This window comes from Streptomyces sp. SDT5-1 (assembly GCF_052245995.1).
Classification (GTDB): domain Bacteria; phylum Actinomycetota; class Actinomycetes; order Streptomycetales; family Streptomycetaceae; genus Streptomyces.
The window spans coordinates 6017560-6032459 of record NZ_CM125963.1 but is presented as its reverse complement, the minus strand read 5'-3'; the positions used below and the strand labels follow the sequence as shown (position 1 = coordinate 6032459).

At 71.3% G+C, this 14900-nt stretch carries 15 protein-coding genes; 4 read left to right on the top strand and 11 right to left on the bottom strand.

Going from position 1 to position 14900, the window contains the following annotated elements:
• Positions 1 to 13: 13 nt before the first annotated feature.
• Positions 14 to 367 carry a WXG100 family type VII secretion target gene (locus ACTWJ8_RS27885; RefSeq protein ID WP_443260561.1) on the bottom strand — a complete coding sequence of 118 codons (354 nt, stop codon included), beginning with the start codon at positions 365 to 367 and terminating at the stop codon, positions 14 to 16.
• A gap of 283 nt (positions 368 to 650) precedes the next feature.
• On the opposite strand from ACTWJ8_RS27885, the gene ACTWJ8_RS27880 reads away from it, so the two are divergent.
• Entirely contained in the window at positions 651 to 1292 is a 642-nt protein-coding gene (locus tag ACTWJ8_RS27880) for a hypothetical protein (protein WP_443260560.1), read from the top strand.
• Between the two features lie 7 nt (positions 1293 to 1299).
• On the opposite strand, the gene ACTWJ8_RS27875 is transcribed toward ACTWJ8_RS27880, so the two are convergent.
• From ACTWJ8_RS27875 to ACTWJ8_RS27865, 3 genes are read right to left on the bottom strand one after another with little or no spacing between them, the layout of a single operon-like run.
• Positions 1300 to 1749 (bottom strand): hypothetical protein, encoded by a 450-nt coding sequence (locus ACTWJ8_RS27875; RefSeq protein ID WP_443260559.1) that lies wholly within the window; start codon positions 1747 to 1749, stop codon positions 1300 to 1302.
• The gene (locus tag ACTWJ8_RS27870; protein ID WP_443260558.1) at positions 1746 to 2387 is read right to left on the bottom strand and encodes a hypothetical protein; all 642 of its coding nucleotides are present in this window, start codon (positions 2385 to 2387) and stop codon (positions 1746 to 1748) included. Before ACTWJ8_RS27870 ends, ACTWJ8_RS27875 begins: the two co-directional genes overlap by 4 nt.
• A 14-nt stretch (positions 2388 to 2401) precedes the next feature.
• The gene (locus ACTWJ8_RS27865) at positions 2402 to 2755 is read right to left on the bottom strand and encodes a hypothetical protein (RefSeq protein ID WP_443260557.1); all 354 of its coding nucleotides are present in this window, start codon (positions 2753 to 2755) and stop codon (positions 2402 to 2404) included.
• Between the two features lie 232 nt (positions 2756 to 2987).
• On the opposite strand from ACTWJ8_RS27865, the gene ACTWJ8_RS27860 reads away from it, so the two are divergent.
• The gene (locus ACTWJ8_RS27860; RefSeq protein ID WP_443260556.1) at positions 2988 to 3593 is read left to right on the top strand and encodes a hypothetical protein; all 606 of its coding nucleotides are present in this window, start codon (positions 2988 to 2990) and stop codon (positions 3591 to 3593) included.
• Between the two features lie 64 nt (positions 3594 to 3657).
• Here ACTWJ8_RS27860 and ACTWJ8_RS27855 read toward each other — a convergent pair whose 3' ends face one another.
• From ACTWJ8_RS27855 to ACTWJ8_RS27840, 4 genes are all read right to left on the bottom strand, one after another.
• On the bottom strand, positions 3658 to 4293 hold the full coding sequence (locus tag ACTWJ8_RS27855) for a hypothetical protein (RefSeq protein ID WP_443260555.1): 636 nt from the start codon (positions 4291 to 4293) through the stop codon (positions 3658 to 3660).
• A 5-nt stretch (positions 4294 to 4298) separates the two neighbouring features.
• Positions 4299 to 4649 (bottom strand): hypothetical protein, encoded by a 351-nt coding sequence (locus tag ACTWJ8_RS27850; RefSeq protein ID WP_443260554.1) that lies wholly within the window; start codon positions 4647 to 4649, stop codon positions 4299 to 4301.
• A gap of 64 nt (positions 4650 to 4713) precedes the next feature.
• On the bottom strand, positions 4714 to 5946 hold the full coding sequence (locus ACTWJ8_RS27845; protein ID WP_443265011.1) for a WXG100-like domain-containing protein: 1233 nt from the start codon (positions 5944 to 5946) through the stop codon (positions 4714 to 4716).
• Positions 5947 to 6049: 103 nt separating this feature from the next.
• Positions 6050 to 6388 carry a hypothetical protein gene (locus ACTWJ8_RS27840; protein ID WP_443260553.1) on the bottom strand — a complete coding sequence of 113 codons (339 nt, stop codon included), beginning with the start codon at positions 6386 to 6388 and terminating at the stop codon, positions 6050 to 6052.
• Between the two features lie 244 nt (positions 6389 to 6632).
• Between ACTWJ8_RS27840 and ACTWJ8_RS27835 the strand changes: the two genes are divergently transcribed.
• Positions 6633 to 7376 (top strand): sporulation protein, encoded by a 744-nt coding sequence (locus ACTWJ8_RS27835; protein WP_356389346.1) that lies wholly within the window; start codon positions 6633 to 6635, stop codon positions 7374 to 7376.
• Positions 7377 to 7449: 73 nt separating this feature from the next.
• On the opposite strand, the gene ACTWJ8_RS27830 is transcribed toward ACTWJ8_RS27835, so the two are convergent.
• The 3 genes from ACTWJ8_RS27830 to eccE all read right to left on the bottom strand — a co-directional run bounded on the left by ACTWJ8_RS27830 (position 7450) and on the right by eccE (position 13135).
• Positions 7450 to 9918, bottom strand: a complete 2469-nt coding sequence (locus ACTWJ8_RS27830) for an AAA family ATPase (RefSeq protein ID WP_443260552.1) — start codon at positions 9916 to 9918, stop codon at positions 7450 to 7452.
• A 224-nt stretch (positions 9919 to 10142) separates the two neighbouring features.
• Positions 10143 to 11732, bottom strand: a complete 1590-nt coding sequence (locus ACTWJ8_RS27825; RefSeq protein ID WP_443260551.1) for a hypothetical protein — start codon at positions 11730 to 11732, stop codon at positions 10143 to 10145.
• Positions 11732 to 13135 carry a type VII secretion protein EccE gene (eccE, locus tag ACTWJ8_RS27820; protein WP_356389340.1) on the bottom strand — a complete coding sequence of 468 codons (1404 nt, stop codon included), beginning with the start codon at positions 13133 to 13135 and terminating at the stop codon, positions 11732 to 11734. Before eccE ends, ACTWJ8_RS27825 begins: the two co-directional genes overlap by 1 nt.
• Before the next feature lie 258 nt (positions 13136 to 13393).
• Between eccE and eccB the strand changes: the two genes are divergently transcribed.
• A complete protein-coding gene (gene eccB, locus ACTWJ8_RS27815; RefSeq protein WP_356389338.1) occupies positions 13394 to 14896 on the top strand; it encodes a type VII secretion protein EccB in 1503 nt (500 codons plus the stop codon).
• Positions 14897 to 14900: the final 4 nt, after the last annotated feature.

The following is a 14900-nucleotide window of genomic DNA, read 5'->3' as shown; positions in this document are numbered from 1 at the left end:
GCGGTTCCGCGGGTCAGAACTGCATGCCCAGGCCGGGGCGGCTCGACTGCTGCCCGATCATGATCTGGGCCTGATCGTCCTCGGTCACCTCGTACTGGGTGGCCATGACGCCCAAGTTGCCGCCGATCTTGTCGAGTTCGTCGGCGAGGTGGTCCATGGACGTCAACATGCCCTCGCGCACCGGCTCGTAGATGTCGCTGAAGGTGCCGATGATGTCCTCGCCCCAGTCGCCCTCGGCGCCCTCCAGGGCGGACTTGAGTTCCTTGGTGGCGGCCTTGAAGGACTTGCCCAACTCACCGAATGTGGCGCCCTGTTCCTTGAGCACCGCCGGGTCGACGTCGAAGCTGCCAGAGCCGAAACCTGCCATGTGCTCCCCCATGAATGTGCGTGCGTGTCGCGCGAGATGCGCGAGGTGGTCGGGCCGCGGCTGCTCGCCGCTCACTCCCGCGCGTCTCCGTCGCGGCCGCCCGACTCCGCGACTCTAGTGATCTCGAAACGCCTGACCTGCCCCGAACCGCCGGTCTTCACCGCCTCCACGCACTATTGCCATGTACCTGCGGTAGCGTGCCGCGCCTGTCCACAACCGCGTACGCGTCGGGTGGGGCGAGCAGCGCCGCGTCCCGTTCGGCACAGGGGGAATCACCCGAAAGATGTCCCACCACGAGATGTCCCACTACGAGCAGCAGCCCACGCCGACGTCTCCTCACCCGGTCCCGTTCATCGCGCGTCTGATCGGCGCGGGCATCGTGATCGTGACGCTCGGCGCGGCGGGCATCTTCGGGTGGCAGGCCACGTACGCCGCCGGACTGCGTGGTACGCACGGCGAGTTCACGGTGTCCCACTGTTCGGCGCAGACCGTCGGGTACCGCTCCCACGGCAAGCACCGCACCCGCGAGGAGGTGAAGTGCACGGGGACGTACACCTCGGACGACGGCCGGGCCGAGGACTCCGACGCCTACCTGGAACCGGACGCGTACCACTCCGCCGGCACGAAGCTCTCCGTGACGCGGACGGACTCCCCCGCCGCCTCGGCGTCGCCCCGGTTCTCGTACGTCGAGGCGAACGCGTGGAACGCCGGCCTGCTGTCCGCCTTCGCCTTCGCCATGCTCATCGGCACGGCGCTCGGCGCCTTCGTGTTCACGACCGGGTGCACCGGTACGCGCAGCAGGGTGTCGTACGGCGACGCGTGGCGGTCGACAGCGGGCGGGGCGAAGCGGCCGGTGATCCTGGGGCTTGCCGGGGTCGGGGCGTTGGGAGCGGTGGTGTCGGTGCTTCTGGGGGTCGTGCTGTAGCGGGTGGTCAGCGGTACAGCAGCGAGACGATCCCGCTGCCGCCCGCGGCGATCAGCACACCGAGGCCGGCGATGCCGCAGAGAGTCGGACGCACGGCCTTGCGGCGCCCCAGGCCGCGCCATGCCTGGGCCAGCCCGATACGGCCGTACGACGGGTCCGGGCGCCCGCTCGTGTAACTGGCGCGGGGCGCGTAGCCGGTGAGTACGGAGAAGAGCCCGCAGGCCACCGCGATCACACCCGCCCCGATCAGGACGAGGCCGCGCACGAGCTCGTCCGGGTCGGCACCGCCCGGTCCCACGTGGAGCACGTTCCCGTCGAGGGCGTTGACTCCGCCGAGGCCGAAGAAGACGCCCACCAGGATGACGAAGGATCCGAGCAGCCAACCGGCCAGGTGCCGCATGACATGGGTGCTGCGCGCCTCGGCGTGCTCCCGCAACTCGTCCCGCTGAAGGCTCATGCCCCACCCACCAGCCAGCTCCCGACGAACAGCACCGGGCACAGCACCGCCATGACGGCCAGGATCGGCAGCGCGGGGCCGCGCTCGTGGCGGACGACGTGCCAGGCCTCCTCGATGCCGACGCGGCCGAAGCGGCGTTCGCGTTCGCGCCAGATGCCGAAGACGTCGAAGTGCAGGGTCGGCCGCGGTTGGTAGCCGGTGAGCAGGAAGAAGGCGCCGACGAGCCACAGCAGGTCCGTGAGGCCGAGCCAGAACAGGGCCCTGGAGAGCTTGCCCGTGGTGAGTTCGCCGTCGTCCGTGGCCGTGTAGCCGTCGTCCGTCTTGAACGCGGGGATCGCGGCGCTCGGGATGGCGTCGCGCTCCCACGTCATGGTGGCGTCCGGGCTCCGCTCACCCGTCGCGTCGTCCTCGAACGTGCCGGTGCAGCTGAACTCCGCCCCGGTCGGCTTGCACGACTGCACGACGAGCGAGCCGGGCCGCGCGGACACCGAGACATGGCCGTCGAGGTACCCGACGCCCGCCCAGGCCGTGGCGCAGCCGATGGCCACGATGCCGATTCCGACGATCCAGCCGAACATGCGGCGGAAGATGTAGTCGCGCCGAGCCACGTACTGCTCGGCGGCCCCCGTGGGTGTCACGTGTGCACTCGCCCTCAACGAATCCTGCGGTCGCGCTCGGGCGCGTTCTTCGGGTCCTCGTCCGGGTCGTAGTCCCGGACCCGCTGCCGCTCCTGCGGAGACATGTTCCGCCACTGCTCCCTCAACGGGGCAAGGCCCTCGCCCAGGGCACGATGCCCCGACGGCGAGTCCAACACGTCCTTCAACTCCATCCGCCCGCCGAGCAGTTGACGCGCCAGGTCCTGGAGCGCGGGCGGCGCATCCTTCATGTCACGCACCTTGCGGAGCGACTGCGTCAGATGCTCGTTCTGCTCCTCGGTGAGGTTCTTGTCCTCGATCGGGTACTCGCGCTCTTCGGGCGCGCTGTACCCCTTGCCACCACTGCTCACGGTGTGGTGCCCCCTAGCTGTGCGTCATGTGTACGTGGCGAACCGTCTTCGTCACCGGCCTCCGGTACCCGGGCCGGGCGCGCGCGGCGCATCGCGTCTCGTACCCTAACGGACCGGGCCTTCGGGTCCCCCTGCCGTAAGCCCCCCCCCACGCCGAAGGTCGGTACTCGTGAGTCAGCCTGTGGAAGCGCAACCGAAGACCCGCTTGCGGGATCGTGGCGTTCTCGGATTCGTGTTCGTCGCGGCCTTCGTGGTCCTGGCCGCCTGGTTCTCCTTCCAGGCCGTCTACTCCAGCGGGAAGGTCGGAACCGAAGGGACATTCGCCGCGAGTTCGTGCAAAGAGAGCTTCGGGAGGGCCCCCGGCGGCTCGCACAAGAGCGGCTCGTCGGACGACCGGCAGGTGACGTGCGACGGCACGTTCCGTCCCGCCGGGGGCGGCGCGGCCGTCACGTCCGCCAAGATGACGGTGACCGCCGACGACGCCCCGGCCTCGGACGGCGACGCGTACGTCCGTGACCTGATGGACACCGGCGGCAAGGGCGCCGAGCTGCACACCACCCGCCTCGACCCCGGCTCGCCGCTCGGGAGCCTCCTCGGCGAGTTCAACACGTCGAATCCGCAGAAGACCGGGACGTCGGCGTCCGTCGCGCTGGCGAGCCTCTTTCTCCTCGCGGGCGGAATCTTCTGCCTCAGGGCCGACTGGCCGCGGGGCGGTGGCGGGAGTGTCCCGCTCAAGGTCGCGTGGCGCGAGAGCGTGGGACCCGGCACGCGCGGCACGGTGATCACGCTCGCCTCCGCCGCCGTCGTCGGCATCGTCCTGGTGAAGATCTTCGTCTGACCGGTGACACACGTGGGCCCCGAGTCGTACTCGACTCGGGGCCCACGTCGTTTATCCGCGCGCGTCACGCCAGGAGTGCCACCAGCGGTCCCACGACGAGCAGCACCAGGCCCAGGGCGCAGAGACCGACGATCGACCAGAGGAGCGGGGCGCGCGAGCGCACGATCTGCCAGGCCTCACCGAAGGAGACCCGCCCCCATCGGGACCAACTGCCGTACATTCGCGGCGGGCGCGGCGTGTACCCGGTGGCCAGGAAGAAGATGCCGGAGCCGACCATCAGGGCGGCTGCGCCGAACACCATGGACGCGCCGCCGAGCATCCCTGTGGTGACCTCGTCCGGGTCGCCGTACGAGTAGCCGCCGTCCGGCGACCGGTACAAGGGGGTCAGGCCGCCCTCGACCGGACGCGAGGAGAACACGAAGACGGCGTCGTCGTACGTCCGGTGGCTCTCGTCCTCCCGGAAGGCGCCGGTGCACCGGTAGCCGTCCCCGGCGGGCGCGCACGCGGTGGCCTTGAAGAGTCCGGGTGTGCCGACGCCGTCCTGAGGTGTGACCTGCCAGCCCACCCAACTGCCCGCGGACACGAGGAACTTGACGGCGAACACGACGAGGACGGCACCGAAGATCCAGCCCACACCCCGGCGGTACACGAATGCGCGTCGGGTTCTGTGGCGCTGCATCGCCTCACTGCTGGGGGCCATGGCGACTAGCGGATCCTGCGGTCGCGCTCGGGCGCGTTCTTCGGGTCCTCGTCCGGGTCGTAGTCCCGGACCCGCTGCCGCTCCTGCGGAGACATGTTCCGCCACTGCTCCCGCAGCGGAGCGAGCCCCTCACCCAGGGCACGATGCCCCGACGGCGAGTCCAGTACGTCCTTCAACTCCATCCGCCCACCCAGCAGTTGACGCGCCAGGTCCTGAAGCGCGGGCGGCGCACCCTTCATGTCCCGCACCTTGCGCAGCGACTCCGTCAGATGCTCGTTCTGCTCCTCGGTGAGGTTCTTGTCCTCGATCGGGTACTCGCGCTCACCCTGTGGGCCGAACTGGTTTCCCGTGCTCATGATGTGTTGGTCTCCTCGTCGGGGGGCGTCAGGTGCGGTGCGGCGGGATGCGGGTGTGCGGCCGTCAGCCGAACACGGTGCGGACGCGGTCGTCCTCGGGGACGCCCTCGGCGCTCGTCGCACTGCCCTGCCGGGGCTCCGGCGGCGCCTGGGCCGCGGTCTCCTGCGATGTGCCGTTGCCCGACTCCTGCGACGTGCCTTCACCGGAGCCTTCGGTCGTACCGCCACCGGACTCCGACGTGGTGGTGGTGCCGCCGCCCCCGGACTCCGAGGTGGCCGTGGCACCGCCGGACTCCGACGTACCCGAGCCCGATGTCGTACCGCCGCCCGAGCCCTCACCGGAGCCGCCGCTCGAGCCCTCTCCGGAACCGCTGCCGGAGCCCTCACCGGATTCCGGGGTCGTGCCGCTGCCGGTCTCCTCGCCCTTCTTCTCCGTGAAGTTGTTGAAGAGCTCGCCCGAGCCCTGCGCCATCTTCGACAGGCCCTCGGAGTCGCCCTGGGCCACGCCGATCGCGCCCTCGACGACCTTGCCGCCCGCCTTCGTCTCGAAGTGGTAGCCGGAGCCGTCGTCGTCTTCCTTGATCTCTCCCGCGACCTTGCCCAGGACGGGGTTGGCGGCGGCGACGCCGAGCGAGGTCAGGTTCTCGCCCCAGCTGCCGCCCGCGCCGAACGACGCCTTGATGCCCTGCGAGGCCAGCTCGCCCGCCACCTTCTTGCCGATGTCCTTGGCCAGGTCGACGGCCATGTCCTTGGCCTTGACGACGACGCGCTCCTTGACGGCCTTGATGACCGCCTCTTCGATCTTCTGCGCCGCTTCCGTCAGGGCGCGCTTGACCAGCATCCGGATCATGACAACCCGGCCGGCCAGCGCGGCCTCGGACGCACCCAGCGTGACCGGTGCGGAGGCCTGCGCGATGGCGAACTCGATGGCCAGGTCGATGAGCTGGACGATGACGAAGATCTTCAGGGCGATCACGGCGATCGCGCAGATCTCGAGCATCCCCGCGAGCACCTCACCGGCGCCGGTCAGGCCGTCCAGATAGCCGATGCCGTGCCCGCCGATGCCCAGGCCGTTGTCGGCGAACTTGCCCCATTCCTTCATGAAGGCGTCCGCGGCGTCACCGACGTGCGCGCTCACGACCAGGCTCGCCGCCGTGTTGCCCTGCTCCTGGTACTCGGAGACGGCCTGCGCGAAGTCACGCCATTCCTGAGCGGCCTGGAACAGCAGGTCCTCGTCGATGTTCGGCCATTCAAAACCCAGGAGGTCGAGAACCCAGTCGAGTTCTCCGGGCAACATGATGGACACGGGGTTTTCTCCTCAGGAGACGGAGGGGCGCCGCCGTATCGGCGCATGCGGATGTGAAGAGGACGGGGTGGCCATCGGGCCACGCGCGGCGGGCTCAGCCGTGATGCTGCTGGGCCGCCTTCTGCAGCGCGTCGTAGTGGTCCTGCTCCGTCTGCTCGTAATTGCGCGCCGTGGACTCGAGCTTCTCGCCGACGCCCTTCAAGGCCTCACCGAGGTGTTCGAGGGCACCGAGGATGCCGCCGCTCACCGGCCCGTACACCTCGAGGAGCGCGCTGACGAGCTTGACGTCGTCCTCGCCCCAGCCCTTCTCGAGCTCCTTGATCCGGCCCTCGAAATCCTTCGACTTGGAGGCGAACTCGCTCGCCATCCTGTCGAAGCTCCGAGCCTGCGCCTTGAGGACGTCCGGATCGACGTCGAACTGCGGGCCCGCCATGTCTTCCCCCTGCTGCCTGTCACTGTAGGGACCACAGTCGAATCCCGGCCATCAGGTTAGTCGACGGCCGGATCGGACCGTTCCGGGCCACCGGCATCTTCACACGTCACACGCACCTCGGTCACCGAGGTCCGCTACGGTCTGCTGCCTGCGCGGCAACGCCACGTTAGGGTGCGCGCTGCGGGTCGGGGCGGGTGCCTGGAGGGTCCAGGTTGTGGTGTCGGCGGCTCGGGGAGTGGGATTCGTGGCATTTCGGAAGTTCCTCAGTTCGCTCGGTGTCGGTGCGCCCGAGGTCGAGACCACGCTCAGCGCGACCGCCGTACGGCCCGGGGATCAGCTGCACTGCAATGTGCGGCTGAAGGGCGGTTCGGTGGACATCGAGGTCGAGCGGGTGCGCATCGAGATCGTCACCCGGTTCGAGGACCTGGAGGAGACCGAGACGCTGTGGAGCAACCCCGGCGTCGTCAAGTCCCTCGTGCTCGGCGAGAAGTTCGACCTGAAGGCCGAGGAGATCAAGGACGGGCAGGTCACGTTCGACGTGCCGTGGGAGACGCCGCTGACGCACTTCCTCGGCGGGCGGCCGTTCAAGGGCGCGCGGGTCGCGGTCCGTACGGAGCTGGCCGTCGACAACGCCGTGGACCGCGGTGACTTCGACGAGATCCAGGTGCACGCGCTGCCCGCGCAGGACGCGCTGCTCCAGGCGTACGCCAACCTCGGTTTCCGGTTCGACGAGGCCGAGGTGAAGAAGGGGACCCCGAAGGGCGGCCAGAACTCGCGGGAGAACTTCTGGCAGGAGATCGAGATGTGGTTCCCGCCCGAGTATCGGCGTCCGGGCGGCCAGTTGGAGTCGATGTTCTTCGCGCGGCACGACTCGCTCGACCTGGTCACCGGCCAGTTCGGGCCGTTCACGTTCCCGTACGACAACATCGACGTACCGGCGTGGACCGCGTGGCTCGACCAGCATCTGCGGAGCACCTTCCAGAGGTGAAGCGCGCTCGTCGGGCATGACGAAGGGGCCCCGTCCTGGATGGACGGGGCCCCTTCGTCATGCAACGTGTGGCTTACTGCGGCGGCTGCTGCGTCGTCCAGCCCGACGGGAGGCCGCCGCCGCCCGGCTGCTGGGGCGGCTGCTGCTGCGGCTGTTGCGGGGCCTGCGGCGGCTGTTGCTGCTGCGGGTAGCCGTAGCCCTGCGGGGCCGCGGGCGGCTGCTGCTGCCCGTAACCGCCCTGCTGCTGCGGCGGGAAGCCGGCCGGGGGCATGCCCGGCTGCTGCTGGCCGCCGTACATGCCGCCCGCCTGCATCTGCGCCTCGGCGCGCTGCGCGAAGTCCTCGGCGATCAGCGCCGCGATCTCGAAGTACGCCTCCCGCGTCTTCGGGCGCATCATGTCGAGGTCGACCTCGGCGCCCGCCGCCAGGTGCTCGTCGAACGGGACGACGACCACGCCGCGGCAGCGCGTCTCGAAGTGGCTGACGATGTCGTCCACCTTGATCATCTTGCCGGTCTCGCGGACACCGGAGATGACCGTGAGGGAACGCTGGACGAGGTCCGCGTAGCCGTGCGCCGACAGCCAGTCGAGGGTCGTGCTGGCGCTGGACGCGCCGTCCACCGACGGGGTCGAGATGATGACCAACTGGTCGGCCAGGTCGAGGACTCCGCGCATCGCGGAATACAGCAGGCCCGTGCCGGAGTCGGTCAGGATGATCGGGTACTGGCGGCCCAGGACGTCGAGCGCGGAGCGGTAGTCGGCGTCGTTGAAGGACGTCGAGACGGCCGGGTCCACGTCGTTGGCGATGATCTCGAGGCCCGAGGGGGCCTGCGAGGTGAACCGCCGGATGTCCATGTACGAGTGCAGGTGCGGGATGTTCTGCACCAGGTCGCGGATGGTGGCACCGGTCTCGCGGCGCACACGGCGGCCGAGCGTGCCGGCGTCCGGGTTGGCGTCGATCGCGAGGATCTTGTCCTGGCGCTCCGACGCGAGGGTCGCGCCGATCGACATCGTGGTCGTCGTCTTGCCGACGCCGCCCTTGAGGCTGATCACCGCGATGCGGTAGCAGGACATGACCGGCGTGCGCATCAACTGGAGCTTGCGCTGCCGCTCGGCCTCGGCCGCCTTCGCGCCCAGCTTGAACTTGCTGGGGCCCTTGTTGTTGTTCTTGCGCTTCGGCTGGTTGCGCAGGAGTCGGTCGGAGCTGAGCTCCACCTGCGCGTTGTAGCCGAGGGGCGCGCCCGGCGCCGAGCGCTGCTGGCCCGCACCCGGGTCCCAGCCCGCGCGCGGATCGACCGCCGGCTGCGGGTACGAGGGCGGGGCGGGGGTGCCGGGAGCGGCCTGCTGACCGGGGGCCTGCTGACCGGGCTGCACCGGAGGCTGCGGCTGGCCCGGCTGTCCCTGCGGCGGCTGGCCGTACGGGGACGGGGCCGCGGGCGGCGTCTGGCCCGCGTCCTGACCGGGGGCCGGCTGCTGACCGGGCTGCGGCTGAGGCTGCGGCTGACCCGGTTGACCGGGCTGCCCCGGCTGGGGCTGCTGCGGCGGGTAGCCGTACCCCGGCTGAGCCGTCGGCTGCGGATAGCCGTAACCACCCGCGGTGGGCTGCGGCTGCCCCGGCTGGGGCTGGCCCTGCGGCGGACCGTAGGGACCCGGCTGCTGCGGCGGCATCGGCTGACCGTAAGGGCCGGGCTGCTGCGGCGGCATGGGCTGGCCTGGCTGACCGGGAGCGGGCTGCTGACCGGCCTGCGGCTGCACCGGAGGCTGCGGCTGACCGGGCTGCCCCGGCTGAGGCTGCTGCGGCGGGTAGCCGTACCCCGGCTGGACCGGCGGCTGCGGATAGCCGTAACCACCGGCGGCCGGCGGCTGCTGGCCCGGCTGCGGCTGGGGCTGCGGCTGGGCCTGAGGCTGCGGGTAGCCGTACCCACCCGCGACCGGGGCGGGCGGCGCCGGAGCCTGCGGCGCCTCCGGAGCCGGAGCGGGCGCCGGGGCAGCGGGAGCGGCGGCAGCGGCCGGCTGCACGTCCGAACCCTCGGGCTCCGCCGCCTGGTTCGCGTCCCCCGCGGCCTCGGCGGCAGCGGGCTCGGCCGACACCGCTTCCTCGGCCTCGTCCTCGTCATCGTCGTCGCCCCACAGGTCACCCGTGGGGTCGACCGCACCGGACCGGTGGCTCGACGGCGCGGCCTCGGCCTCAGGAGCGGCGGGCGGTGCGGCCGGTGCCGGCTGCTCCGGCGAACCGGAACCCGAACCCGTTTCCGCACCCGCACCCGCGGCAGGCGCGCCGAACGTCGGGAATCCCGGCGCGGCCGGCGGAGGCGGCGGCGCGGACCCCTCGGACGAGGGACCCTGCGCGGGCGGCGGGGTGTTCCCCCCTGCCGTGTCGGCCTGCGCGTTCGCGGGCGTACCGGACGGCGGCGTCGCATTCGATCCGCTTGGCTGCGCGTACCAGGACGGCGCGTCGAAGTCGAGCCGGAACTCCCCGGTCAGCTCCGTCTCGATCGAACCGTCGCCGGGGTCCGGGTTCCGCTGGTCCCGGTCACTGGTCACTGTGCCTCCTGGTCTCTGCTGTGCACCTGAACGACCGGATCCGGCGGGACCTGGCGGGTCGCGCGCCGTCGCCCCCGACCGTCGCGGCGGCCCCGCGCCACTCGTGTCTCAGCCGTTCGTCCGGACAGCGTAAACGGTTCGGGGCGGCGGCCGTAAAGGCGGTACGCGTCACCACGTACCCGCTCTCCACGGCACGACCCGCCCCGTGAAACTGTCTGCCGCGGTCAGTCCATCCGGCGCGGGCCGCCCAGCAGCCCGGTCTCCGGCTCCGTCGGCTGCACCATCACGTACTGGTGCTTGTCGCCCGCGATCCACAGCATCGTCGCGTCGCTGAGCGTCGGCAGCGTCTGCGTGACCTGCTCGGGCAGCCGCAGCACCCGGCCGATGACCTCCGCCTCCTGCGGGGAGAGGTTCTGCAGCCCGATCACGTCGGCGCGGGCGAGCAGTCGCGGCGCGCGCGGTCCGAGGAACGGCACGACGGTGAGCGTCGACTGCCACGGCGTCGGCGCGACCTGGGAGCGTCCGGGCTGCGCGCCCAGGTCCCGTACGACGAGCACGGGGCTCGCCACGGACGCGCCCTGCGCGGCCAGTTGGCGCGGCTCGTACACGGAGACGCACTGGAGGCCGCCGCCCGCCGCCTGCGCCATCGGCGCCCACGCGGCGGGGCGCACCGACTCGACGGCGATGCGCGCGCCGATGGCGGCGGTGCGCAGCGCGATGATCTGCGCGGTCCACATCGAGCCGACGACGACGATCTCGCGGGGGCGCGGGCGCAGCACGTCGAGGACGGCGGGGCTGCCCTGCGGGTCGACGCCGATGACGACGCCGTCGTCGCCGACGCTGACGCCGAGCGAGCCGAGCGACTTCTTCGACATGACGTGGCGGCGCCTGCGCGGTCCGCGGAGCCCGTAGCCGGGGCTGGTGAACTCCTCCTCGAACTCGGCGAAGTCGTCCTCGTCCGGCTCGTCGGGGAGCGCGCGGTGCGTGGGCCTGCCGGAGCCGACCTCGGGCGCGGGCGCGTACGTCATGGTGGTGCCGGTGGCCGCGGGCGCCTGCTGCTGTACGTGTCCGACGCCGCCGGAGACACCGCCGACGACGCCGCCCTGCGACGGGTCCTGCGGCTGCTGCTGGTCCGGCTGCGGCTGCTGGGCGTACTGCTGCTGCGCCGCCGCCTGCTGCTGGGCCGCGAGCTGCTGCTGGGCGGCCATCTGCTGCTGGCGCTGCTGGTCCTCCCACTCGCGGCGGCGGGCCTCCGCCTCCTCGGCGCGCCGCTGCTCCTCCTGGTACCGGAGGCGCAACTGCCGCTGTTCTTCCGCGTGTTGGGCGGCGGCGGCCTGCTGTTGGGCGGCGGCCTGTTCGGCGGCCGCCTGCTGCTGCGCGGCCTGCTGCTGGGCGGCCGCCTGCTCGGGCGTGAGCTGCTGCTGTTGCTGCGGGTAGCCGTAGCCGCCCGCCTCGGGGGTCGGCTGCTGCTGTTGCGGGTAGCCGTAACCCCCGGCTTCCGGGGTGGGCTGCTGTTGCTGCTGCGGGTAGCCGTAGCCACCGGCCTCCGGCGTGGGCTGCTGCTGCGGGTAGCCGTAGCCCTGCTGCTGTTGCTGGGCGGCGGCCTGCTGGGCCTCCCACTGCCTGCGACGCTCCGCCGCCTCGGCCGCGCGCCGCTCCTGGTCCGCCTGCTGCTCGGGGGTCATCTGCTGCTGGGCGGCGGCCTGCTGGGCCTCCCACTGCCTGCGACGCTCGGCCGCCTCCGCGGCGCGGCGCTCCTGCTCGGCGTACTGCTCGGGTGTCATCTGCCCGTTCGGGTCCTGGGGGGTGCTCATCAGCGCGTGCCTCCGAGGGGAAGAGTGGCGAGGAGGCCGGGCAGCTGTTCCCGGTCGAGTCGGACGAGGCCGGCCTTGAGGCCGGAGGCGGCGCGCTCGAGTTCGCGCTTGGCCTGGCCGAGTTCGTTCTCGCTGCGCGCGGAGAGCCGCACGTGACCGCTGACCGCGACGTCCTCACGGCCCGCGCGCGCGAGGGCGACGCTGAACGTCGTCGCGAGCGTACGGGTCGTGGAGAGCCCCGCCGCGAGCGCGCCGAGCGGGGTGCCGCCGCGCCCGAGCTGCGGCCAGGTGCCGATCCAGTACGAGGCGTGCCAGCGGTCGTCGCACCGCCAGGCGCGCACGGTCTCCTCGGTGCGCGGGCCCGAACTGCCGCGCTGGGACTGGGCGTTGAGGTTGGCGCGCGGGTTGACGCAGGTGGCGACGGAGAGCGCGGAGAGCACCGCGTTCTCGTCGAGGATCTCGGCGACGAAGCCCTGGCCGTTGAGCCGGCTGATCAGCTGGTCGGCCGCGCGCAGCAGGGCGCGCTGGGCGCCGCGCAGATCGCCGCCGCGGGCCTCGACGGCCTCCGGGCACAGCTCGGGGTCGAGCTTGAGCGCGACCCACGTCATGCGGACGGCCGGGGTGCCGGCCTGCGCCTGGAGCGCGGCGTACGCCTGGGCGGCGAGGGCCTGCGGCGGCAGGTGCGGGGCGGGCGCGGGCTGGGTGTACTGCACCAACTGCACCGATTCGAGGTGGATGTCCTCGACGTCGAGGGCGTCGGCGAGCAGCTCGACGGGCAGCGGCCTGGCTTCGCCCTGCGGGCGCAGCGGGCCGGGCGCGGAGTCCACCTGAACGAGTGCCGTCAGGAACGTGCCGTCGCCGACGAACCCGACGAGTCGGCGGTCCCTGGCCTCGTACTCGTACGTGCGCAGGCTCGGGTCCGCCTCGAGGAGCGGCGCGAATCCGCTGTCGATGTCGGCGGGCGGCGGTCCGTTGAAGGCGCGGCGGCGGCGCTTGAGCGCGCGGCCGATCGCCATCCACTCGGGGAGCGGGTGGCGGCGGCGCCTGCCGAGCTGGAGGAAGACGAGCAGCCCGCCGATGACGGCGGCGGGCAGGATCAGCACGGCCTTGATCGCGGCGGCGGCCACGACGAGAGCGAGCGCGATCTCGATGATGATCAGGTGGTGCGTGCTGATCGGTCCGAAGCTGCCGGTCTTGCGCGGCAGCTTGGGCCTGGCCGGAGGCGCGGCCTGCTGCTGCGGCGGCGCGGCGACCTGCGCGGTACGACCACCGCGTCCGCCACGCCCGTTCTGCCCACCGGGCCTGCCGTTGGGGCGACCTCCGGAACGGCCCCCTCCGCGGCGCCCGTTCGGGGCCGGTCGCCCCTGATTGCCGCGCTGTCGGGTCCTGCTGGCGCTGGACATCCCCCGCCCTGCTCCTTCGCTCGCTGCTGTGATGATTCGTGATGGCCGGCTGGGCTGAATCGGTCGGTATCGGACCGCCCCGGGGCCATCGGGACCCAACGTCGGCTGGCGCGTGGAAAAACCGTACCCGTACGCTACGGCCCGATCACCACACGGCATAGTAGAGGCCCGTGCGGCGCATGCGCCGGGGGTGGTCGAGAAGTGGGCCAGCAGCAATAGTCCAGCACGGTCCAGCGAGGACGGGGAGAATACGTAACGATGGCATCACGTCGTGATGAGCTGAATGCCTACAATTTCGCACGCAAGCGGACCGTTGCCGCTTTTCTCAAGCCACTCCCCAATGGATCGGTGGACAGCGCCCCGCGCCCGCTGAAGCACGCGGTGCCCGGCATCGTCATGGCCGTGGTGGTCCTGGCGGGCTTCGGCGCCTGCGGCATGATCAGCCCGGTGGCGCCGAAGGGCTGGGACACCCCCGAGGCCGGGATCATCGTCACGGACCCGTCCGCCACGCGGTACGTGGTCCTCAAGTCGGGCAAGAAGGACAAGAACGGCAAGGACAAGCCGGTCCTTCACCCGGTCCTCAACCTCGCATCCGCGAAGCTTTTGCTGAACCCGAAAAACAGCGGTGAGGGTTCCGTGAAGACCGTCAAGGAGAAGTTCCTCGACGAATCGAATATCGCCCAGGGTTCGATGGTCGGAATTCCGTACGCCCCCGACCGAATGCCGAACTCCAAGGACGCCGGCACGGCCAAGGTGTGGGCGCTGTGCCAGCAGGCGATCGGCGGCGCCGACGCGATGTCCACGTCCACGCAGCAGACCGTGTTCGTGCTCGACAAGGACGACGCGAAGAAGGTCTCCGCGAAGGGCTCGGGCAAGCTCGGCTCCGGCCAGGCGCTGTACGTCCAGGACGAGGCCAGGACTCCGTACCTGGTGAGCAGCAAGGGGGTGGCGTACAAGCTCGAGGCCAGCCAGGGCGGCAACCTCGACTCGCTGATCCGCACCCTGTTCGGCGACGGCGCCAAGCCGCGCACCGTCACCGACGACTGGCTCGCCACGCTCACCCAGAGCCGTCAGCCGATCAAGATGCCGTTCATCCCTGGTGACGGCTCTCCGTCCACCGCCGACGGCGTTCCGCCGAAGTACCGCACCACCGGCACGCTCCTGAAGACCAACAGTGGCCAGCACTACCTGGTCGAGCAGGACCGCGTCATCGCCGTCAGCGATTTCCAGACGAAGCTGCTGGCCGAGACCCTCCGCAACCGCCAGGCCCGGACGATCCGGCAGACCGAACTCGAGCCGGACACCGGGAGCAGCCTGTCGGGCGGCAGCAGCTGGCCCACCGAGGCCGTCTCGCTCGCCAACGGCGGCTCGAACGACACCTCCTGCTCGGTCTACAACGGCGGGAAGTCGACGAACCTGTCGACCTGGGCCGGCGACTCGCTGCCCATCACCTCCATCGCGTCGAGCGCGTCGTCGTACGTGAGCCCTGGCAGCGGCCTGCTCTACCAGGAGAAGGAGGGCGAGTCCGCCAGCGGCTTCAACTACCTGGTCACGGACACGGGTCTGCGCTACTACCTGCCGGTCAACAACGACTCCGGCAAGGACGGTTCCGGCTCGGACAAGGACGAGGTCGGCAAGGCGCAGATCCGCCTCGGTTACGAGAAGACGACCAAGGTGTCGGTGCCGTCCCAGTGGTCCAAGCTGCTGCCGTCCGGCCCCGACCTGACGACCAAGGCCGCCGAGCAGACGCAGAACTCGTGACGCA

What these genes read in the sequence shown, in the direction of transcription:
- ACTWJ8_RS27850 (WP_443260554.1), bottom strand. Translation starts at nt 4,649, where the DNA reads ATGAGCACGGGAAACCAGTTCGGCCCACAGGGTGAGCGCGAGTACCCG.
- ACTWJ8_RS27855 (WP_443260555.1), bottom strand. Translation starts at nt 4,293, where the DNA reads ATGGCCCCCAGCAGTGAGGCGATGCAGCGCCACAGAACCCGACGCGCA.
- ACTWJ8_RS27875 (WP_443260559.1), bottom strand. Translation starts at nt 1,749, where the DNA reads ATGAGCCTTCAGCGGGACGAGTTGCGGGAGCACGCCGAGGCGCGCAGC.
- ACTWJ8_RS27825 (WP_443260551.1), bottom strand. Translation starts at nt 11,732, where the DNA reads ATGAGCACCCCCCAGGACCCGAACGGGCAGATGACACCCGAGCAGTAC.
- eccE (WP_356389340.1), bottom strand. Translation starts at nt 13,135, where the DNA reads ATGTCCAGCGCCAGCAGGACCCGACAGCGCGGCAATCAGGGGCGACCG.
- eccB (WP_356389338.1), top strand. Translation starts at nt 13,394, where the DNA reads ATGGCATCACGTCGTGATGAGCTGAATGCCTACAATTTCGCACGCAAG.
- ACTWJ8_RS27880 (WP_443260560.1), top strand. Translation starts at nt 651, where the DNA reads ATGTCCCACCACGAGATGTCCCACTACGAGCAGCAGCCCACGCCGACG.
- ACTWJ8_RS27885 (WP_443260561.1), bottom strand. Translation starts at nt 367, where the DNA reads ATGGCAGGTTTCGGCTCTGGCAGCTTCGACGTCGACCCGGCGGTGCTC.
- ACTWJ8_RS27840 (WP_443260553.1), bottom strand. Translation starts at nt 6,388, where the DNA reads ATGGCGGGCCCGCAGTTCGACGTCGATCCGGACGTCCTCAAGGCGCAG.
- ACTWJ8_RS27845 (WP_443265011.1), bottom strand. Translation starts at nt 5,946, where the DNA reads ATGTTGCCCGGAGAACTCGACTGGGTTCTCGACCTCCTGGGTTTTGAA.